Annotated in this window: 18 protein-coding genes; 4 read left to right on the forward strand and 14 right to left on the reverse strand. The window is 35.7% G+C overall.

Going from position 1 to position 24277, the window contains the following annotated elements; genetic code table 11:
* Positions 1 to 98: 98 nt before the first annotated feature.
* From C3E88_RS01365 to C3E88_RS01395, 7 genes are all read right to left on the reverse strand, one after another.
* On the reverse strand, positions 99 to 839 hold the full coding sequence (locus tag C3E88_RS01365; protein ID WP_236908249.1) for an amino acid ABC transporter ATP-binding protein: 741 nt from the start codon (positions 837 to 839) through the stop codon (positions 99 to 101).
* Positions 840 to 852: 13 nt separating this feature from the next.
* On the reverse strand, positions 853 to 1518 hold the full coding sequence (locus C3E88_RS01370; RefSeq protein ID WP_236908250.1) for an amino acid ABC transporter permease: 666 nt from the start codon (positions 1516 to 1518) through the stop codon (positions 853 to 855).
* Between the two features lie 58 nt (positions 1519 to 1576).
* Positions 1577 to 2410 (reverse strand): transporter substrate-binding domain-containing protein, encoded by an 834-nt coding sequence (locus tag C3E88_RS01375; RefSeq protein WP_236908251.1) that lies wholly within the window; start codon positions 2408 to 2410, stop codon positions 1577 to 1579.
* A 20-nt stretch (positions 2411 to 2430) separates the two neighbouring features.
* Positions 2431 to 3627, reverse strand: coding sequence for a M20 metallopeptidase family protein (locus C3E88_RS01380; protein ID WP_236908252.1), 1197 nt, complete (start codon positions 3625 to 3627; stop codon positions 2431 to 2433).
* Positions 3614 to 4786 (reverse strand): MalY/PatB family protein, encoded by a 1173-nt coding sequence (locus tag C3E88_RS01385; protein ID WP_236908253.1) that lies wholly within the window; start codon positions 4784 to 4786, stop codon positions 3614 to 3616. Before C3E88_RS01385 ends, C3E88_RS01380 begins: the two co-directional genes overlap by 14 nt.
* A 217-nt stretch (positions 4787 to 5003) precedes the next feature.
* Positions 5004 to 5573: a TetR/AcrR family transcriptional regulator gene (locus C3E88_RS01390; protein WP_236908254.1), complete on the reverse strand. Its 570-nt coding sequence runs from the start codon at positions 5571 to 5573 to the stop codon at positions 5004 to 5006.
* A gap of 13 nt (positions 5574 to 5586) precedes the next feature.
* Positions 5587 to 9300 (reverse strand): efflux RND transporter permease subunit, encoded by a 3714-nt coding sequence (locus tag C3E88_RS01395; protein WP_236908255.1) that lies wholly within the window; start codon positions 9298 to 9300, stop codon positions 5587 to 5589.
* A gap of 247 nt (positions 9301 to 9547) precedes the next feature.
* Between C3E88_RS01395 and C3E88_RS01400 the strand changes: the two genes are divergently transcribed.
* Genes C3E88_RS01400 through C3E88_RS01410 form a run of 3 tightly spaced genes read left to right on the forward strand, consistent with a single transcriptional unit; the run spans position 9548 to position 13622 of the window.
* Positions 9548 to 10210 carry an ABC transporter ATP-binding protein gene (locus C3E88_RS01400; RefSeq protein ID WP_442870624.1) on the forward strand — a complete coding sequence of 221 codons (663 nt, stop codon included), beginning with the start codon at positions 9548 to 9550 and terminating at the stop codon, positions 10208 to 10210.
* On the forward strand, positions 10211 to 12298 hold the full coding sequence (locus C3E88_RS01405; RefSeq protein WP_236908257.1) for a COG1361 S-layer family protein: 2088 nt from the start codon (positions 10211 to 10213) through the stop codon (positions 12296 to 12298).
* Positions 12291 to 13622, forward strand: coding sequence for an ABC transporter permease (locus C3E88_RS01410; RefSeq protein WP_236908258.1), 1332 nt, complete (start codon positions 12291 to 12293; stop codon positions 13620 to 13622). The genes C3E88_RS01405 and C3E88_RS01410 overlap by 8 nt, the downstream gene beginning before the upstream one ends.
* Before the next feature lie 28 nt (positions 13623 to 13650).
* Here C3E88_RS01410 and C3E88_RS01415 read toward each other — a convergent pair whose 3' ends face one another.
* Positions 13651 to 15252, reverse strand: a complete 1602-nt coding sequence (locus C3E88_RS01415; protein WP_236908259.1) for a CTP synthase — start codon at positions 15250 to 15252, stop codon at positions 13651 to 13653.
* A gap of 176 nt (positions 15253 to 15428) precedes the next feature.
* Between C3E88_RS01415 and C3E88_RS01420 the strand changes: the two genes are divergently transcribed.
* Positions 15429 to 18386 carry an Ig-like domain-containing protein gene (locus C3E88_RS01420; protein WP_236908260.1) on the forward strand — a complete coding sequence of 986 codons (2958 nt, stop codon included), beginning with the start codon at positions 15429 to 15431 and terminating at the stop codon, positions 18384 to 18386.
* A 34-nt stretch (positions 18387 to 18420) separates the two neighbouring features.
* Here the strand turns inward: C3E88_RS01420 and C3E88_RS01425 are convergent, their stop codons facing one another.
* From C3E88_RS01425 to C3E88_RS01450, 6 genes are all read right to left on the reverse strand, one after another.
* Entirely contained in the window at positions 18421 to 18615 is a 195-nt protein-coding gene (locus tag C3E88_RS01425) for a hypothetical protein (protein WP_236908261.1), read from the reverse strand.
* 176 nt (positions 18616 to 18791) lie between these two features.
* On the reverse strand, positions 18792 to 20825 hold the full coding sequence (locus tag C3E88_RS01430) for an S-layer homology domain-containing protein (RefSeq protein ID WP_236908262.1): 2034 nt from the start codon (positions 20823 to 20825) through the stop codon (positions 18792 to 18794).
* Positions 20826 to 20858: 33 nt separating this feature from the next.
* Entirely contained in the window at positions 20859 to 21968 is a 1110-nt protein-coding gene (locus tag C3E88_RS01435; RefSeq protein WP_236908263.1) for an S-layer homology domain-containing protein, read from the reverse strand.
* A 10-nt stretch (positions 21969 to 21978) separates the two neighbouring features.
* Positions 21979 to 22770, reverse strand: a complete 792-nt coding sequence (locus tag C3E88_RS01440) for a tyrosine-protein phosphatase (RefSeq protein ID WP_236908264.1) — start codon at positions 22768 to 22770, stop codon at positions 21979 to 21981.
* Positions 22767 to 23489, reverse strand: a complete 723-nt coding sequence (locus C3E88_RS01445; RefSeq protein WP_236908265.1) for a CpsD/CapB family tyrosine-protein kinase — start codon at positions 23487 to 23489, stop codon at positions 22767 to 22769. Before C3E88_RS01445 ends, C3E88_RS01440 begins: the two co-directional genes overlap by 4 nt.
* A gap of 20 nt (positions 23490 to 23509) precedes the next feature.
* Positions 23510 to 24190, reverse strand: coding sequence for a YveK family protein (locus C3E88_RS01450; protein ID WP_236908266.1), 681 nt, complete (start codon positions 24188 to 24190; stop codon positions 23510 to 23512).
* Between the last annotated feature and the right edge of the window lie 87 nt (positions 24191 to 24277).

Consider the following 24277-nt stretch of genomic DNA (forward strand, 5'->3'; position numbering starts at 1 on the left):
TCTAATATCATGTATTATTAAAATAAAAGTAATAACTATCAAAAACGGTGCCAGGCACCGTTTTTGATAGTTATTTGTAATATATTTGTAATATAGTTCTAATTTTTACGGACTACTTGCTTAAGAAACTGAGCAGTTCTAAGGTTTTGAGCATTGTTAAATATCTGCTCTGGTGAGCCTAGTTCTGCAATGCTTCCATCATCCATAAATATTATCTTATCAGCTACATTTCTAGCAAAATCCATCTCATGAGTGACTATTAACATAGTAGTATGATTCTCGGCTAAGCTCCTTATTACATCTAAAACTTCTCCTACAAGCTCTGGATCTAATGCAGATGTAGGTTCATCAAAAAGCATTACCTTTGGTTCTACAGCCATAGCCCTTCCTATACCTACTCTTTGTTGTTGACCTCCTGAAAGCTTAGATGGGTAAAAATCTTTCTTGTCTAATAATCCTACAGCATCCAATATATTTAATGCTTTCTTTTCAGCAACTTTTCTATCTATCCTTTTTACGGTAGTTAAGGGTTCCATGACATTTTCCAAAGCAGTCTTATTTTTAAAAAGATTATAGGTTTGAAAAACCATGGAAGTTTTCTTCCTCAATTCATATATTTCTTTTCTAGTGATGTTTTTAGCATTGACTTTGAAACCATCGATTTCGATTTCACCTTCTTCAGGTTCTTCTAAATAGTTAATACATCTTAATAGAGTAGATTTTCCTGTGCCTGACGGACCAATTATAGCAACAACCTCGCCTTTTTTCACCTCTAAGTTTATATCTTTTAATACTTTTAGTTCGCCAAAACTTTTACTTAAATTCCTTATTTTAATCATATTATCACTCCTGCTAATAGCCCTTGTTCATTTTCTCTTCTAAAATCTTTTGGATATAGGTTAAAATTACTACTATTACCCAATAAATTATCATTGCTACTGCATAGCACTCGAAAAACCTATAGGAATCTGATGCTTCAATCTTTGCTTTCCCCATTATTTCCGTTACACCAATGGTAAAAGCTACAGCAGTTCCCTTTAATGTCATAATAAGATTGTTTGTCAAGGGCGGTATAGCAATTCTTGCAGCTTGTGGAATTACAATCTTATTTACAATTTGATAGTAGGTCATACCTATTGATAGCCCAGCTTCAATTTGTCCTTTATCTACGGCTGCTACAGAACCTCTTATCGTTTCTGCCACATAGGCAGACATATTAAGACCTATGGTTAATGTTGCTGCCATATATGCATTCATATTTCTTAAAGGGGTTATAAAATTAGGTAGCCCAAAATACATGAAAAAAAGTTGGGCTATTACCGGTGTTCCCCTAAAAAAAGATACATATACTAAAGCCATTTGATATAGTATTTTTATCTTGTATTTATAAATTAAAGTAATTACTATACCTATTACAAGACTAATTATAAAACTAAAAAAAGTCATAGTAAAAGTAACATCTAAACCTTTTAGTATTTTAGGAAATACCTCCAAAAAATAACTCGTACTAAAGTTCATATAATCCAGCCTTTCAAAATATAAGTTCAATCCAATTTTAATTAAATATAAAAATCATCTAATCGTTGTTGAAACTGGTCACATCTATTTTTAACCATTTCTCAGATAACTTAGCAATTGTTCCATCTTCATTCATTTCTTTCAACACCTTATTCAATTCCTCTATTATCTTTGCAGATTCTTCGTCATCTTTCCTAAAAGGATAGGCAACTTCTGTTGCATGCAACACCAAAGGATTTATCTTACAATCTAGATCCATTTTTTCAATATCTCCAAGCATTGTTATGGTGTTTCCAAAATATGCATCTATTCTTTCCATCTCAACATCCTGGGGTATATTTCTAAACTCTTCGTAAGGTTTTAATTCTATTTTTCCATCTGGATCAAGATCTTGTATCACTCCTGCTGCAGCCGATCCCAAAGCTACTCCTACAGTTTTCCCATACAAATCTTCAATGTTTTTTATCTCATCAGCATCACTCTTTACCATTAATTGCAATACAGCATGAGCATAAGTATCTGTGAAATCATATTTTTCTAATCTCTGTTCTGTTTTACCTAAGAAGTGACTTATTGTATCAATCTGTCCATTGTCTAATAGTCCAAAAAGGCCACTAATACTGTTAAATTCATACTCTATTTCCCAGCCTGTTCTTTTGCATATTTCTTTCCACATATCAGCTTCAAAACCTTTTACGACTCCATCTTCTTTAAATATATATGGCTGTCCATCTTCTTTTGCTCCAACTTTGATTACCTTTTCTACTTTCGCTTGTTCATTAGTTTCATTAGGTTCATTACTACTTACATCTTCTTCCTTACCACATCCTGTAAATACTATAGCGATAGTTAAAACCATAATTAATAAATATACTAATCTATTTCTTTTCATGTCAATATCCTCCTAACAGTTTAATTATTATTTAAAAAATCAATCACAAATTGTACAGTGGCCGCTACTCCTACAGCTAAACTACTCTCATCTACATCGAATTTTGAATTATGATGGGAAGCTCCTGATCCTAATCTTTCATTTTTTATGCCCAAAAAAGCATATACTCCAGGATATCTGCTAGTATAGCGTCCTATAGTATCCGATGCTAACCATGGCTGTGTATCCAGCAAAGCTTCTTTTCCAATAGCCTTCTCTATTGATTTCTCTGCAATTTTTGAAAGTATAGGATCGTTTACAACTGGTGGCTTTGGTCCATCATAGTCTATTGTTACGCTGCAATTATTGGCAGCAGCTACATTGTTTACTATTGTATAAAAAGCATTTTTAACTTGTTTCTCATTGCTATTATCATAAAATCTTATAGTGCCACCAAAGCTTGCGGTTTCTGGGATAATATTTATGGCTTCACCTGCATGTAATTTCCCAACTGTTAAAACTACCGTATCCCTAGGATCAACTATACGTGATTGTATTGATGATAGATTACACAATATTTGGGCAGTGCAGTTTATAGGATCTATTGTTTGGTCTGGCCTAGAGCCATGACCTCCCTTTCCTCTTACAATTACATTAAATTTTGAAGACCCGGACATCCTAACCCCACTATTTACAGAGATCCTCTCTGAAGGCAAATCTGACCTAACATGGATTCCCCATACCCCATCAACCCTTACATTCTTTAAAAACTCTATCATATCCTTAACCCCTGAACCGTCTTCTTCCCCTGATTCAAAGCAAAATAACACAGTTCCCTTTACTCTATCCTTCATACTAGCAAGTATCTTTGCAACAGTAAGCATAATTGCCATATGACAATCGTGACCACACATATGGGAAACTCCATCGACTTTTGATACAATATCTCTTTCGTTGCTGAGATTATATTTACTCTCCTCAATCGGAAGAGCATCCATATCAGCCCTTAATAAAACAGTTTTCCCTGGACTAGCACCTCTTAAAATACCTATGATGCCATAATTGCCTACAGTTTTATATTCTATATTTGCATTTGATAGTTCACTGGCAATTTTTTGGTGAGTCATCTTTTCCTTACCACTTAACTCTGGAAATTGGTGAAACCATCTCCTGAGGGTTATTGTGTATTGTTCATGTTTTTTTACTATTTCTCTAATATTCATATTAGCTTCTGTCATCTATAGCCTTCTCCATTCTATTTAATGCTTCTTCTAAAATGGAACGAGGACAAGCTATGTTAACCCTTTGAAACAATTTGCCTTCCTCTCCAAACATCCCACCATGGTTTAGTGCTAGTCTACATTTGTTGATGAAAAAATCCCTTAATTCTTCAGAGTCCATGCCTAATCCAGAGCAATCCATCCAAAGTAAATATGTACCTTCTGGTTCTACCACTTTAAGTTGAGGGATTTTTCTCTCAATAAAATCTATAAAAAAATTCTTGTTTTGTTCTAAATATTCCATTAGAGAATCTAGCCAATCTTCTGATTCATTGTAAGCAGCTATTAACGCTGTTTGTCCAAATACATTGGGTCTCCCAATATGGTCCTTTTCCAATTCCATATTATATCTTTTCCTTAGATCCTCATTAGGAATTATAATATTGGAAACTTGTAATCCTGCTATGTTGAAAGATTTACTTGGTGCAGTACATACTATACAGTTATCTCTAATTTCTGGGGAAATATTAGCCATTACGGTGTGATTATTTCCCTTGTATACTAAATCAAAGTGAATTTCATCAGAAATAATTATTATGTTGTTCTTTAAGCAAATCTCACCAAGTTTGGCTAATTCCTCTTTAGTCCAAACCCTTCCAACAGGGTTGTGAGGACTACACAATATTAACAACTTAGTCTTAGGATTTATTTTATTCAGTAGATCTTCATAATCCATATAATACCTATTATCTTTATATATTAAGGGATTAGTAATTATATGGCGTTCATTATTCTCTATAGTGTAATAAAAAGGATGATATACTGGGCTTTGAACAATAATATTATCTCCCGGCTTAGTAAAAGCCCTTATAGCATAGCTAAGGGCTGGTACAACTCCAGGGGTAAATACAATCCATTCCTTTTTGATATCCCAATTATGTCTCCTTTTCATCCATCCCACAACTGAGTCACAATATTCATCATCACAACATGTATAACCATAGATACCATGTTTGACCCTATTTTCTAAAGCAGCTGTAATAGCTGGAGAAGCTGGAAAATCCATATCTGCAATCCATAGAGGAAGTAGGTCCTCTGCTCCAAATTGTTCCTCTAAATTGTCCCATTTTGCAGATTTTGTTCCACGCCTTTCTAAAAAACTGTCAAAATCATACATCCTATCACCTTTCCTAGAAGAAGTTTAGAGATCGTTATTTTTTACACACTTTATCCTACAAATGCCCTATTCCAAGTATGGATTATATCATCAGTAAAATCATAATACCAATTAACTTTATCTATACTTTATATCCAACTATAAACAAAAATAATAACTATCAAAAACGGTGCCAGGCACCGTTTTTGATAGTTATTTGTAACATGTTTGTAATATTCTATTTTAGTCCTTCTAATATGGTATTTATTAAATCTTTTGGGTTTATATCCTTGTAGTTCTCTTTCTCATAGCAGATCTTCTGACCATAGAATTGTCCTATGGAGCCTATGATTATTGTAGTTGCCAATTGGGGATCTATATCCTGTCTCAATTCTTTCCTACGGATAGATTCTTCAACAGCTTTTCGTATCCTATTGAACAGCTGAACTTTCTCATCTACTATCTCCCAAGTCAGTTCCTTTGATAATACTTCCTTTTCAGTCATTATTATCTGACTAATATCTATATATCTGCTTAAATATTTTCCATGAAACATACATAAAGCATATAGCTTATCCTCTAAAGTACCATCTACATCTAGTGCTCTATCTAGGCCTTTTTCATACTCCTCTATTCCATGCTTTATCATCTCATAGAAGAGAGCTTCCTTGCTATCAAAATAACCATAGATGGTGCCTTTTCCTATGCCTGCCCTTTTGGCAATATCTTCCATCTTAGCTCCAAAAAAACCATATTTAGAAAAAACATCTGTAGCTGCATCTAGTATGCTTTCTCTTCTATTCTCCATCATTAGTTTTCACCTATCCTTCTATCTCCATAGAATTTTCATCTGGATTGTCCTTGTTGAGTAAATGATACATTACTGGTACTACAAATAAAGTGAGTATTGTAGCATAGGTCAATCCACCTATGGATACTATGGCTAAAGGCTGTATCATCTCAGCCCCTGTTCCAACGCCTACAGACAGGGTAGATAGTCCAAATATAGTAGTAATAGCTGTCATAAGTATTGGTCTCATACGGGTTTTACCTGCCAATACCAAGGCTTCTGTTTTATCCAGCCCTTTTCCTCGTAATTGATTGGTGTAGTCTACAAATACTATACCGTTGTTTACTACTATACCACTTAGAACAAGGAATCCTAACATAGCTATTAAACTTATCTCATATCCTGTAATAACTAAAGCCAATAGTCCACCGGTAAAGGCTAAGGGTATTGTAAACAGTATTATAAAAGGGGATAGTAGAGATTGGAACTGGGCTACCATGATTAAATAGATCAATACAATAGCCAACAATATCATCTTACCTAGATCCCATAGGGACTCATTTATCCTCTCCCTTTCTCCTGTCAATTCAACCTTATATCCTTCAGGCGCCTGGTAATCCTTCAATTTCTTTTCAACCTCACGGCTTACAAGGCCTATATTATGATCAACATCTATTTCTCCAACAACGGATATAAATCTTTCCTGAGAATCCCTTCTTATAGATGATAGACCTTGAGCTTCAGATATAGCGGCAATATCACCTATAGGTACTTCTACCTCTTCTCCATTCTTTTTAACCTTTATAGTTAAATCCTCTAAATCATCCTTAGTCATATGTTTATCTTTTTTGTTCAATACTATCACTGGATAGTCCTTGTTTTTAGTAGATAATGTGGTAGAGGTCTTTTCTTTACCTATAATGGAATTAACATGAGAGAATACCTGGGCTACAGTTAATCCATTTTCCATTGCTTTTTCCTTGTCGACTACGATCCTAATTTCCGTCAAATTTTCCTCTATACCATCATCTATTTCCACAACTCCTTCTGTTTCTTCCAACAGCTTCACCATATCCCCTGCTATATCTTGCAATGTATCTATGTCTTTACCTTTTATTATCAATTCTACTCCCGAACCCACTACTGTAGACATATCCATATTGCTTGAACTTACCGATACAGTACAATCAAGATCGTCTGTTAATTCAAGTATATTTCGCTTAATATCATCATTGCTTATATCCTTATCCTCATCTAGCAGTAAATATAAAGAAACTACATTCCCTTCTGCTTCACCGCCTAAACTACTCATAGTATCACTATGAAAAGCTCCGATGGTTTGAATCTCATCTATTTCAAGTAATCGCTCTGTTACAGTGTCTGCCATATCCCTTGTATCCTGGGTGTTGAATCCTTTAGGCATCTGTATGGACATAGACATCTGTGGGGCATCCATTTCTGGTATAAAAGCTGTTCCCATAGACAATCCACCAAATACACTTACTACTAATAGAACTGCAACAACGGTCATTACAATACCCCTATGTCTTAAGGAACCTCTAAGAAGCTTCTCATAACCATTTTTAAACTTATCAAAACTATGTCTTTCTTTTTCATTGGTCTTCTTTAACATACCTGATGCCATAGTAGGTACCAGTGTAAGAGCTACTAGAAGACTTGCCAACAAAGAATAGGCTATTGTCAAGCCCATGTCTGTAAATAGCTGTCGTGAAATTCCTTCAATAAATACTATGGGTAAAAACACACAAGCTGTAGTAAGGGTAGACACGATAATTGCTCCTGAAATCTCCCTTGCCCCTTCTATAGCCGCTTCTTTTATGCCCAAACCTTCATGGCGTAGCCGATAAATGTTTTCGATAACCACTATGGAGTTGTCTACTAACATACCTACTCCCAAAGCCAATCCTGCCAAGGAGATGATGTTTATAGTGACTCCAGTAAAATACATCATTGCAATTGCAAATATTATACTTATGGGTATGGATACGGCTATTATGAAAGTAGGTTTTAAATCCCTAAGGAATAATATAAGGACTACTATAGCCAATATTCCTCCATAGATTATATTTTTCAATACTGAATCCACAACTATATCTATATACATGCCCTGATCCATTAGATTGGTAAAGGTTAAGCCTTCATATTCCGTAGATAGTTCTTCAGCTTTTTCCCTAATAGCCTTGGATATATCCGAAGTTAAAAAAGTACTTTGTTTTTGCATTACCAATATTACTGCATCGTTGCCATTTACTTTAGCATATATATCTTCAGCATCATCCTTTATGGATACGTCTGCCACATCCTTTAGGTAGATATTCCCGATGACATCTTCCCCAGTATCAAATAACAACAATTTCTCCATATGATCTACATCTTCGATTTTATCCCCTACCTTTACCAGCTGTTTTGTACCTTCCTCTTCTGACACATAGCCAGCAGGCATGGAGAAGTTCTGGGCAGCTAACATACCTGATATCATATCGGTAGTTATAGCACCGTCTAAAGAAGCCTTTTTAAAAGCCTCATCTTTAGCCTTTTCAAACTCTTCCATTTTCTTGTTTAATGTTTCTTCTCCGCTTTCCAGTTGAGCCTTGGCCTTATCCATCTCCATGGTTAGCTGAAGCTTTCCTGTTTTTAGCTCCTGTTCTCTAGTTGCTATTTCAGCCTTTTTTGATTTTAGGGTATCCTCTTCCCTTTCTATCTCTTCAAGCTTAGCAGTTACTGTTTCAATCCCCTTTGTGGTCTCATCCTTCTTTTGTGAAAGCAGTTCCAAATTTTTTCTTATACCTTCTAATTTTATTTTGTCTTCTTCCCTTAGATTGTCCCCTAAGGCTAATAGACCTTCCTCTGCTGCCTTCAATTCTTCCTGGTTTTTATTTATCTCTATTAAAGCATCCTTTAGTTGGTCTCTAGTCTTAGCTAGTTCAGATTTTCCTGTGGATATTTTGGATTCTGCTAAAGCTATCTGCTCTTTGGCTGTAGCTATGGCTTTTTCTCCTTGAGATAATTCCTTTGTATGTTTTTCTTCTTCTGAAGCCAGCTTTGATTTTCCATCCTCAATCTCTTTTTGTGCCTTGGTCAATTGATCTTCTGCTTCTGATAGTTCAGAGTCCACTGTATCTAATATCTTTTTATTTAATTCCTCTATCTTCTCGTCATCTATAAGTACTTCAATCTTCTCCTCCAATAATCCTACTCCATTTACAGATGCTACTCCATTTACACTTTCCAATTCTGGGATTATATTTTCCCTTACCATTTCGGAAATTTCTACTATATCCAAATCCTTTACATCTACTGCCGATATCATAACTGGCAACATATCTGGATTCAGTCTCATAAGCATAGGAGAGTTAATGCCATAATCATCCCAAGCAGGCTTAATCAAATCCAACATACTATTGATCTCTATAGTTGCCGAGTCCATATTGGTATCGTTATTGAACTCCAATATGACAACAGATGAGTTCTCCCTAGATAGGGAGCTTACATTCTTAATATTATTAACTGTAGCAACAGCCTGTTCAATAGGTTTAGTTACTATCATTTCTACTTCTTCTGGACTTGCCCCTGGATAGCCGGTCATTATTACTATATAGGGTAAGTCTATACTAGGAAGCAAATCGGTATTTAAGTTCATGAAGGAAATAATTCCTAAGATTAATACTATAATTACCGCTACAACTACTGTATAAGGTTTTCTTACACTAAATTTAGACAGCATTCTATTACCTCTTTTCTAAATAATTATTTTGTTGACTGACTGGTCGGTCAGGCCTTATTATGGTAATTATAACAACCCAGTCCCAACCTTGTCAATTAAGACTTTACCTTTCCTTCCAATCTTAACAATATTGTAACTATTTTATGCACTGTACTATGATAAAATGAATTAAGCTATATTTTGGGTGGAGGTGAAATTTTTATTGGACGATCTAATAGTACTTAATAATGTGAGAAAAGTGTACAAAATGGGAGATGAAAAAATCGTTGCATTAAACAACATAAGTCTCTCCATCGATCAAGAGGAAATAGTCTGTTTGTTAGGCACCTCTGGATCTGGCAAGAGTACCCTTCTCAATATGATGGCAGGGTTGGAAAAGCCCACCAAAGGTGAAATAATAATAGGTGATAAACACGTGGAGAAGATGAACGAGAAGCAACTGGCTAAATTCCGCCAGCTTAATATTGGATTTGTATTTCAATCCTATAATCTAATCCCTACCCTTTCAGCTATGGAAAATGTAAGCCTAGGCCTAACCTTTAGAGGCGTCCCCAGGAAAAAAAGGGACAAATTAGCTAAAGAAATGCTTCAATCCGTAGGATTAGGAGACAGGCTCAACCACAAGCCTTCGGAGATGAGCGGTGGACAACAACAAAGGGTTAGTATTGCTCGGGCCTTCGTCGGTAAACCTAAAATAGTATTTGCCGATGAGCCTACAGGAAACTTAGATACTAAGACCACCATGGAAGTAATGGATTTGATAACAGGTATGGCAAGGGAAAATCGCCAAACCCTAATCATAGTAACCCACGATGTAGAAATATCTAGTTATGCCCACCGAATAGTCTATATTAGAGATGGTAGTATTGAAAAAATAGTAGAAAATCAAATAAAGGAGGATGTAAAATAGATGAAAAAATTTATTAGTGTAATTTTGGCATTATTGTTAATATTATCACAACTAACTACGGTAGTACTAGCAGATGAAGATGATGATAGGGATAGATTCGACAGATCTACTCTAATGCCAATATTTAGTATAGAAAACAGTCAAATCCCTAGTGGAGATGCCGGTAGCACCATGACATTATCTTTCAATCTAAAAAATACTGGTTATCAAGCTAAAAATGTAGTTATTACACCAGAGTTTACTGCGGAAAACAATCCCTTTACCGTAAGCAGCTTAACTACTTCTGAGACTATACCCCAGATCAATGGAAATAGCTCCGTCAACGTCAAGTTTAAATTGGCCATCGCCCCCAATGCTATGCCTGGAAGTTATCCTATTAAACTTAATTTCAGATTTAAAAATGCTTATGACTACGATGGCACCCACGAGGAAATAGTATATGTAAGGGTTACTGGAAGAAGCACACCACCTAAAATCATGATAAAAGAGGTATCCACTAATCCAAAGGAAATAGGTCCTGGAGGTTCTGCAAGGGTCAGCCTAATTCTTGAAAATAAAGGATCTATAGATGCTAGGGATATATCCGTCTCCCTTGAAGGCCTAAAGAGTAGTGAAGGTTTTTATGTAGGAAGTGGATCCAATGTAGCCTACGTCAATAGACTTGGCGGTCATGCCGTAGGTGCGGTAGTGTTTGATTTAAAGGCTGCTAACAATATTAGACGAGGTAGCCATGAAATAGGCGTAAAGCTTTCCTACAAGGATAGCCAGAGAAACACCCTAGAAGATGTTCAAAATATATACATAAATGTAGGGGGAAAATCTGGCACCAGTTCCAATATACAAATAGACAATCTAGACTATCCTACAACGGGGATTAGACCGGGAAATGATTTTCTACTAGGCTTTGATCTTGTAAACAACGGAAAGTTGGAGGCTTCCAACATAATAGTAAAAGTAGAAAGCGGAGACCCATCAGTAGTACCTAAAACTGCAAGTATTAAAAAGATCAATCTACTGGAAGCTGATAAATCAGAACACTTAACCTTCATATTCACCCCAACTAAAGATGCAGAGACTAGAAATTATCCTATTAATATTTCCATCGAATATGAAGATGAATTAAATCAAGGTACTGAAAACAAGTATCTATTAACCCAATATGTAGGCATATACGTTAACAATCCTAAGGAGGATGAAGAGGATAGCCCCAAGGGTAAACCAAAATTGATAATAGACAAGTATAATTTTGAACCCTCTATCGTAAAGGCAGGAGAAAACTTTACCATGAACCTATCCTTCTTCAATACTAACAAGGAAAAAGCAGTAAAAAACATTAAAATATTCCTAACTGCAGATGAAAAGACCGATCCAAATGGCAATAGCGGCGGAGGCAATGTGTTCACCCCAGTAGAAAGTAGCAATACCTTCTACATTGACAGCATTCCACCAAAGGGAAGGGTAGAAAAATCCATCAAAATGTTTACCGTTCCTGATGCCCAAGCTAAAACCTATACTATAACGGCAAACTTTGAATACGAAGATAGTAAAGGTGAAGAATATACAGCTACAGAACTAATAGGGGTACCAGTAATTCAACAATCTAAATTAGAAATTGGAGAATTGAATATTCCTCCAGAAGCTTTCGCAGGAGAGGCTACGCCTATATCTGTAGAATTCTACAATACGGGAAAAGTAACCTTATATAATATGATGGTAAAATTAGAAGGAGATTTTCCAACAGAAAATGGCAACTACTATGTCGGAAATTTTGAAGTTGGAAATAGTGAATATTTTGAAGGAATGATAATCCCCCAAGAGCCCGGGGAGATTACAGGAACCCTGGTATTTACCTATGAAGACTCTAGCGGGGAAACCATCGAAGTTAAAGAGGATTTTACCTTAAATGTAATGGAACCTATGCCTATGGACGAGTTCCCAGAGGATATGCCACCAGAAGAAGCTCGAGGGATTAAGAAACTATTTAAAAGCAAATGGTTTTGGATAACTATAATATTAATAGGAGCTGGCTTCGGTGGATTTAAATTTTACAAAAAAAGAAAAGAGAAAGGTATGGCTTTAGATGAATAGTTCAGATTTAATTCGAATGGGACTTAAAAATCTGTGGAGAAGGAAGCTACGTACATTTTTAACTGTTCTTGGTGTAATTATTGGTACCGCATCTATAGTGGTAATGCTTTCCCTAGGCTTCGGTATGCAGGACGCTTTCCAAGGTCAAATAGCTCGAATGGGTAGTTTAACCACCGTCAATGTCCACAAAGCCTATGATGATTTTGGAGGAGGTCAACCAACTGGTCCTTATAAAAAGGTTACTTTAGATGATAAGGCGGTAATGGAGTTTAAGCGTCTTCCCCATGTTATGGCAGTAACTCCTATAGTGGAAACCTACGGAACTATAGTCAACGGTAGATATATTTCTCAGGTACCGATTAAAGGTATAGATCCTTCCAGTATGGAACAGTTCGATTTTAAATTAAAGGAAGGTCGGCTATTGCAAGCTGGAGATGATCTAAACGTAGTATTTGGTGGTAGTATGGAACATAGTTTTTATGACCCAAAATCCACTGGTGGAAGATATGTAGAACCGAATATAAATCTGATGAAGGATAGGATGATATTTACTTTCGATACTAGCTATGGTATGAAGCCTGCACCAGGGGAAAATATGAATAAACCTAAATACAAGGAATATAAGATCAAGGCTGCTGGAGTACTAGAAGAGGGCAATTGGGAAACGGATTGGGGAATATATGCTCCCTTAGAGGTAGTTCAAAAGATGATGAAGGATAAGGAAAAACTAGAAGAGCAAAGTTCTCAACAAAGAGGTAGTAGACAAAAAGGATATGAACAAGTCATGATTAAAGTAGATGATATAAAAAATGTTCAAGACATTCAACAGCAGATAAAGGATATGGGTTTCGAAGCCTACAGTCTAAGCGATTTTCTAGAAGAGATGAAAAGAACTTCTAATATAATGCAAGCTGTACTAGGTGGAATAGGTGCTGTATCCTTACTAGTAGCTGCTATAGGCATTACCAATACCATGGTCATGTCCATATATGAAAGGACAAAGGAAATAGGTGTAATGAAGGTTATAGGTGCTTCCTTAAAAGACATAAAAAGGCTGTTCCTATTTGAATCGGCTATGATAGGACTCCTAGGCGGGACCATAGGTATTGCCTTTAGTAAAGGCCTATCCATATTGATAAATAAATTTGGCGCCAATTTTGGTGACTATATGGGTACTGGTGCTGAAACCAAAATAAGCATCATCCCTATATGGCTAGTATTTGCAGCTATGGGCTTTTCCACCTTAATAGGTATAGCATCAGGATATTATCCAGCCAAACGAGCTATGAATCTATCAGCATTAGATGCTATACGGACAGAATAAAACAAGACAGGAAATCCTGTCTTGTTTTTTATCTATTCTCCTTACATGCTCTAACAAAATCTTTAAACAATGGATGAGCCTTAGTAGGTCTGGATTTGAACTCTGGGTGGAATTGACAGCCTACAAACCAAGGATGATCCTTTAGCTCGATTATCTCAACCAATCTTTCATCAGGGGATAGCCCAGATATAACAAGGCCATTTTCTTCTAATCTAGTTCTAAATAGATTGTTGAACTCATATCTATGTCTATGTCTTTCGTAAATTAATTCTTTATCATATATATTAGATACTAGACTTCCCTTTTTCAGCTTACATGGGTGCAATCCCAACCTCATAGTTCCACCTAAATCTTCAACATCCTTCTGCTCTGGCATCAAGTCTATTACTGGATAAGGGGTCTTTGGGTTTATTTCCGCACTATGGGCCCCCTCTAATCCTAACACATTTCTAGCAAATTCTACCACTGCCAACTGCATACCTAGACATATGCCAAAATAAGGAATATTGTTTTCTCTAGCATACTTTACGGCAGCTATTTTACCATCAATACCTCTGTCGCCAAAACCTCCTGGTACCAAAATCCCATCTACATCTCCCAGGACATCATCTGCATTGTCATTATGTATCTCCTCTGCATGAATCCATTTAATATCTACATCTACATCATTGTATATGCCGCCGTGGCGCAATGACTCTGCCACTGATAGATAGGCATCCTTTAGCTCTATATATTTTCCAACTAATCCAACGACTACTTTATCCTTTGGTGCTTTAATCTTCTCTACCATATCCGTCCATTCTGTCAAGTCTAGCTCATTACACTTTAGATTCAAATGGTCTATCACCAATTGGGGAAGCCCTTCTTCTTCTAGCATTAAAGGTATTTCATATATGGAATCTGAATCCCTATTTTCGATTACCTCTTTTGGATCTAAATCGCAGAACAAGGCAATTTTATCCTTTAAATCCTGGGATAGTGGCATTTCCGTCCTACAGATAAGCACATCTGGTTGTATACCTATACTCCTTAACTCCTTCACGCTATGTTGGGTAGGTTTGGTCTTCAACTCTCCTGCCTTAGATAGATAAGGTACCAATGTCACGTGGATATACATTACATTTTCCTTACCTACATCATTTTTTATCTGTCTAATGGCTTCCAAAAATGGCAAAGATTCTATATCTCCTACGGTTCCCCCAATTTCCGTAATGACTATATCTACTTCCCTATCCTTGGAAGCTCTCTTTATCCGATCCTTTATCTCATTGGTAATATGAGGAATCACCTGAACAGTCCTTCCATCATACTCCCCTTTTCTTTCCTTATTCAATACAGACCAATAGATCTTTCCCGTAGTTACATTGCTGTTTTTATTTAAACTTATATCGATAAATCTTTCATAATGACCTAAATCCAAATCCGTTTCCGCTCCGTCATCGGTTACAAACACCTCTCCATGTTGATAAGGGCTCATAGTCCCTGGATCCACATTTATATATGGATCAAATTTTTGGATGGTCACCTTAAGGCCTCTACTCTTCAAGAGCTGACCTAAACTAGCAGCAGTAATCCCTTTACCTAAAGACGATACAACTCCTCCTGTAACAAATATATACTTTGTAGGCATCTCTCCGCATCCTCCTTGTATTTTTCACTATAACTATAGTATTTTATCCTATTAATCTCCATGTGTCAATTATTTATATAAACTATCTCCCTATATATTGTAATTATAATGTAACATTATATACCCATTATATAGTGTATAATTATAGTAGAATACAAAGAAAGGAGAGAATAGTTATGAAAAAGTATTTATCATTCATTCTAGCATTAATCATGGTATTATCTACCTTTACTCCAGCTTTCGGAGCTAACACCGAAAGGGATTTGCATAATCAAGCAGGAGAAATACTTAAAAATGTAGGTGTATTAGAAGGTTCAGGATCAGGAGACCTAATGTTAGATAAAAAGCTTAAAAGGCAGGACATGGTAGTTTTAATATCCAGACTATATAAACAGGAGAACACTGCCAAAAGCTATAAGGGAAAAAATCCTTTTACAGATTTAAGAGATCCATTCTATATACCCTATGTCACTTGGGCAGTAGATAAAGAATTGATAGTAGGTATGACCCCAAGTAGATTTGGGTTTAGTGAATCGGTAACAGTACAACAATTTCAAACAGTACTATTAAGAGCATTAGGATACGGAGAGGAAGCAAAAAATTGGAACGATGTTCCTAAATTCTCAGAAAGCCTAGGCTTAATGGCAGGTCTAACTACTACCCCAAGACAAGAGGTCCAAAGGGGATTGATGGCAGCTATGACCGTAAACGCCCTTAGACTTACTACAAAGGGTGAAAGCATGACATTAGCTCAAAAATTAAATTTAAATATTCCTGATGCCTTCAATGTAGATGCAGTAGCAACTGTGGATAAAAACACATTGAAATTGGAAGGAAAAGCTACTGGTATAAAAAGCTTAAAGGTAAGCATCAAGCCAGTTCCTACAAGCACCACATCAGGAGAACGAATCCTAGATATTGCCCTAAAAAACGATGGTAGTTTTTCTGTAGAAATACCAAACCTTCAAAGTGGAAAATATGAATACAAATTTATTAGCGGCAATTCAAGCACTCAGGCTAAAACCATCACTGTTAAAGATGTACCCTTTGAAGCAACAGATGTAAAAGCTACTAATCTAAAGGAGATAGCCATAAATTTTACTACTGCTGTAGATAAGGTATCTACTCTTTTTCCTGGCAATTATCATACCAACGCTGGAGAGATAAAATCTGTCCGTCTAGAAGATGATAATACGACAGTGGTCCTTACCTTAAATGAGACCATGGTAAATAATAGGGACTATAAATTATCTGCAAGCAGGATAAAATCTCATGATGGCAAAGAAACAAACCTAAAAAATGAAGTTTTTACCGCCTATGACAACGAACCTCCTAAAGTGAAGGAAGTAAAACAACTGGGAGACAAAGGATTAAGGGTATATCTATCGGAGCCAGTAAAGTCCCCTCGAGCATCAAATTTTAAAATCGATGGAAAGAATGTAGCTGGCCAGGTGGAACAAGTTGAAAATGTAATTACATTGAAATACTTCTCTTCCTACTATGCTCCAAAGGAAGGAAGTCATATTCTGACGGTAACCAACCTAGAAGACTATGCTGGCTATAAGGGAATAGATCAAAATATTACCTTTAATATAATAAAAGACACAAATGCACCTAAGATAATAGATGCAGCAGCTACCTTAGATGAAGTCATAGTCCAATTTGATAAAGAGATAGATCCAGATTCCATATCAAAGAGCAATTTTTATTGGAAATCTGGGTATTCCAAAAGATACGCCAATGATGTAAGAGTATCTAATGATAAGCTTATATTGAATTTCTCGAAAAACAATCTACCTACTAACGAGGTAACCATATATATAGATAGGGTAACAGACTATTGGGGGAATCGATTGACCAATGAAGAAATTAAAGTAAAGGCAGAAATCGATAAAACTCCGCCAGAAGTTGTAGGCTTAAGGGTTAGCGAAGATGGCAAATCCATAACTGTCCTCTATACTAAAAATGTAGAAGCAAAAAATAGATCCTTCTATAGTATAAAAGACAAAGATAACAGAACAGTAAATATTAAAGCCATAGAGGGTTCAGGAAGAGAATACGTAATCAATCTATACTCTCCCCTACCAATAGGAGAAAATACCATCGCCATACAGGATGTATATGATACAACCCCTTTGAAAAATAGACTAGTACCCTATGTTCATAGGATAAATATGGATGATGTGCAAAAGCCAACTATAGAAAGCTACTCAGGAGAAGACAAACAGATAATTCTCATCTTTAGCAAAGAAATGGATCAAGAAACCATAGAAAACTATGAAAACTATCTGATAAAATTAGATGATAGATTTACCTACGTACCAAGGGATACGGAATTCACCCTATTAGATGGAAAGACATTGATGATGAATTTACCTGATAAAATCGATGGCAAGTCCGTTTCAGTGGGCTATCGAGGTAATATTAAAGAAATGCAAGTCAGTGGACTTAGGGGAGCTAATGGAGTTTTATTAGATCCAATGACCCTTAAATTCACATCAGCTACTACAGGAGCAGCTAAAGCTGAAAAGGCTGAACTAATTGAATCAGATACACTAAAGGTAATCTTCAATCAACCTATAGTATCGGCAGATCCTAGGGACTTCAGTATATCAGGTAGAAATATATACGATGTAAAGACTGATTTCAGTAGAGAAGTATTACTTATTTTAAATGACAATGATGAAACTACTATAAAAAACAATCTATATATCGAAAGAAACAATTCCATAGAGACAGCTCTAAATACAAGTGTACAGTCTCAAACCATCTCCATAGATGATAAGGTATCACCACGAATAAGATATGATATTAGAGACCTTTATACTAGGGACAATAAAATAGAACTTCCCTTTACAGAAGCCTTGGATTCCAGAGCCCAATCCCTATTCGGCGATGATCTTGAAATAGTAAGGTATGAAGATGGACATATATTAGAATACAACGAATACTCTACTTACTTAAAATCTGGGGATAGCAGCATATTGATTATTGAAATCAAAAATCCACCTGTAACTTCTGAATACAGGATAAGATTGAAATCCGAACCAAAGTATATTAGGGATACCAATGGCAATATAGTAGAGGAATCCTTGGAAGATTACTTTACCGATGGTAGTATTAGAAGAAGATAATCAAAAAGACAGCGAATTCGATTCGCTGTCTTTTTTAATCTAACTTGTCCATTATCTTCAAGTAAAGCTTCAACTTCTCTAGAAACATCTCATAGGTAACATCCTTACCAAATAATAGATAACCATATATTAGTCCTCTACCCATATCATCTAATATACTAGATAACTCCTTATCAGAGATATTGCTTATGTCTAGATCTTTATCTATTTTATCTCTATATATATGCATATAAATTTCCCTTCTAATTGTATATGATTATTTTTTTATAATCCATATTTATCTAACCACTATAGCTCTATTTTATTACATATTTACATATTTTTCAACCTTTTCTGACAAATATATCCTAAATTAACCATAGATCGAAACTTGGGAATAAAAAGAGGTCCGAGGACCTCTTTTTACTAGTATATTCTATATATAGTTGTAGCGGATTCAGCTCTAGTTGTGTTATTGTTTGGAGCAAAGTTTCCATTGCTACCTACCATAACTTTAGCTTTAACTACCTTTGCTATAGCTTCCTTTGCCCATGCTGGTATGCTAGATTCATCTTTAAATTGACCTAAAATAGTATTTACTTCTTCTTCTGATACTTCTACATCTACGATGCTACTCAATATAACTGCCATTTCTGCTCTAGTTATCTCTGCATCTGGCTTAAAGGTACCATTATCATAGCCCTTAGCTAAGCCTAATTCCTTCATAGTAGCTACATAGTCAGCATACCAATCCTTAGGATTAACATCTTTGAACTCACCATCATACCTGACTAAATCAACTTCTAGACCTTGTAGTACCATCTTGGAGAATTCTGCCCTAGTTACCTTTGCATCTGGTCTAAAGTTTCCGTCATCGTAGCCACCTACTACATTCTTAGCAGCCATAGATTCTACATATATCTTTGACCAGTGATTTGCAACATCTGGGAAGGTTTTAGTAGATTCTACTATTATATATTTGCTAAAGTGGCTTAGTCTAAGGATAGCCTTACCATCTACTATCTTTCCTGTAACAAATTCTAAGGAATCGTCTTCTTCGTCTAGATAGTAAACAGCTAACATATCCTTATTTCCTAAAGCTTTTACATTTATCTTTACAGTAATAGGGGATTTAAATTTAGTTACCTTTGTTATATTGTTGCCTTTTACTATTTCTATATAAAGTTCTACTACCTTCTTAACATCATGGTGTTCTTCTACATTGGATTTAACTATATCTTTATCTACATCTTCGGTAACCAATCTTACAGTAGCGTCTTTTGGTATTGAAGTATTTGCTAATGCATCGGATGGTACTATATACTCTACATCCTTTGTTATTATATGAAGGTCTACCCTTTCTTTTGATAGAGTTGTAAATACCTTCTCGGATAATGATACTTCAATATTGGTTCCCTTTACACCGTCTAATTTAACTACTAATACAGCTTCTCTGTCCTTACCTGCTTCTTTTCTTAAGGCTTCCACTGCTGCAACAGCTTTGTCTTCTTTTACTTCTGCCTTAACTACTCCATCTACTGTTTTTACAGTAGCTTCCTCGTCGCCTATAGTAGCGGTAGCTGGTTCAGTTGTATCTTTAGGAACGTTTATTTCCCCTGGTGTTGTTGGTGCTGCTCCTCCAGTGCTTGGTGCTCCGCCGCCACCGCCACCACCGGCTCCGCCACCGCCACCTGTACCACCGCCACCTGTGCCTGGGTCGGATGGTGGTACTAGATTTTTCCCTATTAAATCAGCTTTATAAAGCAAGTCCCCTGCAATATTTAAATTATCTCCACTTAATCTACTTACAGTACCTAAAATTAGACCATTTGCTATTCTTAGATGTTGTTCTGTCAACGGCTTAGTGGTTTTTTTACTTATAGTATTATTAGCCCTCGTTCTGTGGTTATCATCTAATTTAATATTTAATTTAATCCATTTACCATCCTTATAATCACCACTACCAAATTTATCATTTTGGAATTCATTAAGAAGATTGGCAAGGACTTGTATCTTTGCATCTTGAGTAGATGCATATTTATTTATACTGTCCTTTACTGCTTCTGGCAATTCACCATAAAACTCCACTGCCAATGTCCTTAGATCATTTTTTACATTTTCATATTTTGCATCTTCTTTTAATACTTTTTTGACAGTATTTTTGTTGCTTTTAAGGACCTTAACCAATGCCCGAACACTAGCTTCAGTTATTCCCTTGTCTTCTAATAAATACTTTTGATCTTCAGAACTTAAATTTCCTATTATTTGATTCCATTCTTTTATCAGTACACCATATAAACTGGCAGCGTCCACTAGATCTGATTCATCTATTCCCTTGAATCTTACTCTCAATGCATCGTATAATTCCTTAGCAGAATCTCCCTCCGCCATCACCCCCATAGGCAGTATCATACTAAGTACAATGGACAATATTAATACATATGAAATACTTTTCCTCATGAAATCCCTCCTTGATTTTTTAGTCTTTCTTCCCTACTTACCCTGTTTTTCTAATATATCATATAAAATTTTAATTATATTGGCTGCTTCTCCTCTTGTGGCAGGTTGTCTTGGAATCAAGTTGTTTTCGTCTCTTCCATCAATTATTCCATATTTTACACCATAAAACATATACTCTCTTGCCCACTTAGATACTTGATTTGAGTCCTCAAACATTTCTAAATCCTTATCTACCGATTCTAGGGTATGTATTAGTTCTTTATCCTTTAATATCCTTATGATAATAGCTACCATCTGCTCTCTTGTAACCTTATCATTGGGTTTGAAGGTAGTTGGGCTTGTCCCTTCAATGATGCCATTATCAAAGGCTGCCTTTACATATTCATAGTACCAACTATCAACCTTTACATCCTTAAATGGAAGGGTTTTATCTTCCTTTGACTTTAATCCTAACAATCTTTGTATTAAAGTCATAAACTCCGCCCTAGTAAGCTCTCCATCAGGATCAAATCTTTCTTTGGTCTTACCTTCAATAATACCTCTCTGAGCTAAAAATATTATTTCATCCTTATTCTTGTGATTTTCTATATCCTTAAAATGAACTTCTAGTAATTCTTCTTTCTTTGGCTCTTCTTTTTTAGGCCCTATTTTATCAGATCCTGAGCTGCTACCACCACCGCCACCACCTGTAGATGGGGCTGTAGTACTACTATCATTACTTCCACCACTACTAGGTTCAGATTCTACACTTTTTATTAGATTTCTAATTCCTGCACTATCGCCTTTTCTTAAATAATCTAATAACTTCATCCTGTCTGCCATGCTCCAAGATTCTAATTTATCCAATTCCCTCTTTACATCGTCTAGAGTGTAGCCTTTTCCTTCAATGGTCTTAATATGGTCTTCATTTAAAAAAGTATTTAGATCCCTTTTTAAATCTTCTATACCCTTTTGTTCATCTTCAAGATAAACCTTTAATATACCCGCTCCAGCTTCTCTAGTACTTTCACTAACACCAGCAAACTCATTTAGAAAAGCTTCCAAAGCCCCTTCGTCTATATCCTTTGCAAAGGACATACTTCCAGGGATAAAAAGAGTCACCATCATACAAATTGTCAATACAGTTGCTAATATTTTCTTCATACTACACCTCCTAAAAAATATTCATCTTAGCCTTGATAAAATTAAAAAATCCACCAGACTCCTTGTATTCTATGGGAACACTAGGTTCAAAAGTCTCATCCTCTATTACTTTCGAAGGATTTAAATAGGTTATTTCTTCAAAAGTTTTACTATCTACTATACCTTCCAATAAACTTAAACTATTCTTCACATTAGGAGCCCTTCTATTTTTAGAATGAGCATCAGTACCAACGAAGTGTATCATATTGTGCCTCAGAAGTATCTCACCGGTAGTCTTGATTCTCTCTCCATATTTTCCTTCTAGACTGGGTAAGTTCAACTGAGCTAGAGCTCCCTTGTTTATAAACTCATACAATATATTAGGATCTTCTATTATATTCCTATTCCTTTCAGGGTGGGCAATTATAGGTACATATCCTTTTAAAAGCAGCTCATATATTATATTATCTGTGGACATAGGCATATCCAACATGGGAAACTCTATAAGTACATATCTAGAGTTGTTCAATGTAGCCACTCTTCCTTCTGCTAATAAAGCAAACATGTCCATAGTAGTATATATTTCATTCCCTATATATACATCAAGGTCCAGTCCTTCTTTATAAAGAGCTTCTTTTAGCTTCTCTAAAGCTATCATATTTTGATCCTTTGAGCTATTTTCAAATCCCTCAATATAGTGAGGTGTAGCTATCACCTTCTCTATCCCATTATCTAAATATATTCTAGCCATAGCTATGGATTCTTCTATATCCTCTGCACCATCATCTACATTAGGTAATATATGACTGTGGATATCGATCATTTGGCTTTCCCTCTCCTTTTACCATCGCTATAATAAGAATAGTCATAATACTGACTATAGTGATATTTGTAATATCCACTACCCTTGATAGGCACTTTGTTTAGCACTACTCCTAAAATATTGGCATTTACCTTGTCCAATAGATCCTTAGCCCTTTTAGTAGCATTGATATCTGCTTCACCAACAGCACATACTAATATAGTACCATCTACGATGGTAGACAATATAGCACTATCCGTAACCATGCCTATAGGAGGTGCATCTAAAATTACTATATCATATTTCTCATTCATGCTCTCCACGAAAGCCTTCATCTTGTTTGAACCCAAAAGTTCCGCTGGATTAGGGGGAATAGGGCCTGAACCTATTACATCTAATCCCTTTACTTCCGCTGATTCATACAATACGTCAGTATACTCCGCATCTTCTACCAGTATATTAGTTAACCCTTTTAAACTACTCATATTAAATGCCCTATGTAATGTAGGCTTTCTTAAATCACTATCTATTAAAAGAACCTTCTTTTCCGTCTGAGCCATGGTAGCTGCAATGTTTATTGATACGGTACTCTTCCCCTCTCCTGGCCCTGAAGAAGTAACTACCAAACTCTTAACTGGATCATCTATGCTATAAAACTGTATATTAGTCCTTAAGGTTCTAAAGGCCTCGGAAGCAGGTGATTTTGGGTTTCTTAGGGTAAATATCCTTGGTCTTTTCATTTTTTCACCTCAAATCCTATTTATTTTTCCTCTACCATTGGTATAGTACCTATTACAGGCAAATCTAGATGTCTTTCTACATCATCGGGAGTCTTGATAGTGCTATCTAAATACTCCAACAAGAATACTAAAAATATTCCTACCATAAGTCCTAATACACCAGCTATAGCCATGTTTAAATTGGGTCTTGGTTTAACAGGGTTGTCAGGTACTTGAGCTTCATCAATTACCTGTATATTTTCCACCATCATGATATCCTTAACATTCTGCATAAAAACTTGAGCAGTCTCGTTGGCAATCTTAGCAGCCAATACTGGATCCGTATCCATAACTTCTAGCTTTATTATCTCCGTATCCTTAACTAGGTTTACATTTACCTTCTCCCGAAACTCCTTATAGGATATATTTAGCTTCAAGTTTTCAATGACTTCATCAGCTACTACTCGCATCTTCACCAATTCTCCATAGGTAGATACTAGCTTCTGATTCAACAACAAATCGTTATATTCTAATTTACTATCTACATTTTGATAATCCTTCGGCTTTCCTACCATCAATGTAGTAAAGGTTTGATATTCTGGTTCCAACACAAAGTAACTGACTAAACCACTGGCAGCTACGGAAAGTACTGTCAACAGTATAATCAACCACATTCTTTTTCTAAGAATTAAAAAATATTCCTTTAAGCTGATCTCTTCCAATATCCATCTCCTCACTTTCAAATTAAGAATATATTACTATTTGAATTATATAATTTTTTTATTATAATATAAATGACACTACAAATT

The organism is Clostridium sp. Cult3, from assembly GCF_021655115.1.
In the GTDB taxonomy this organism is placed as follows: Bacteria; Bacillota; Clostridia; order Tissierellales; family Tepidimicrobiaceae; genus PPXY01.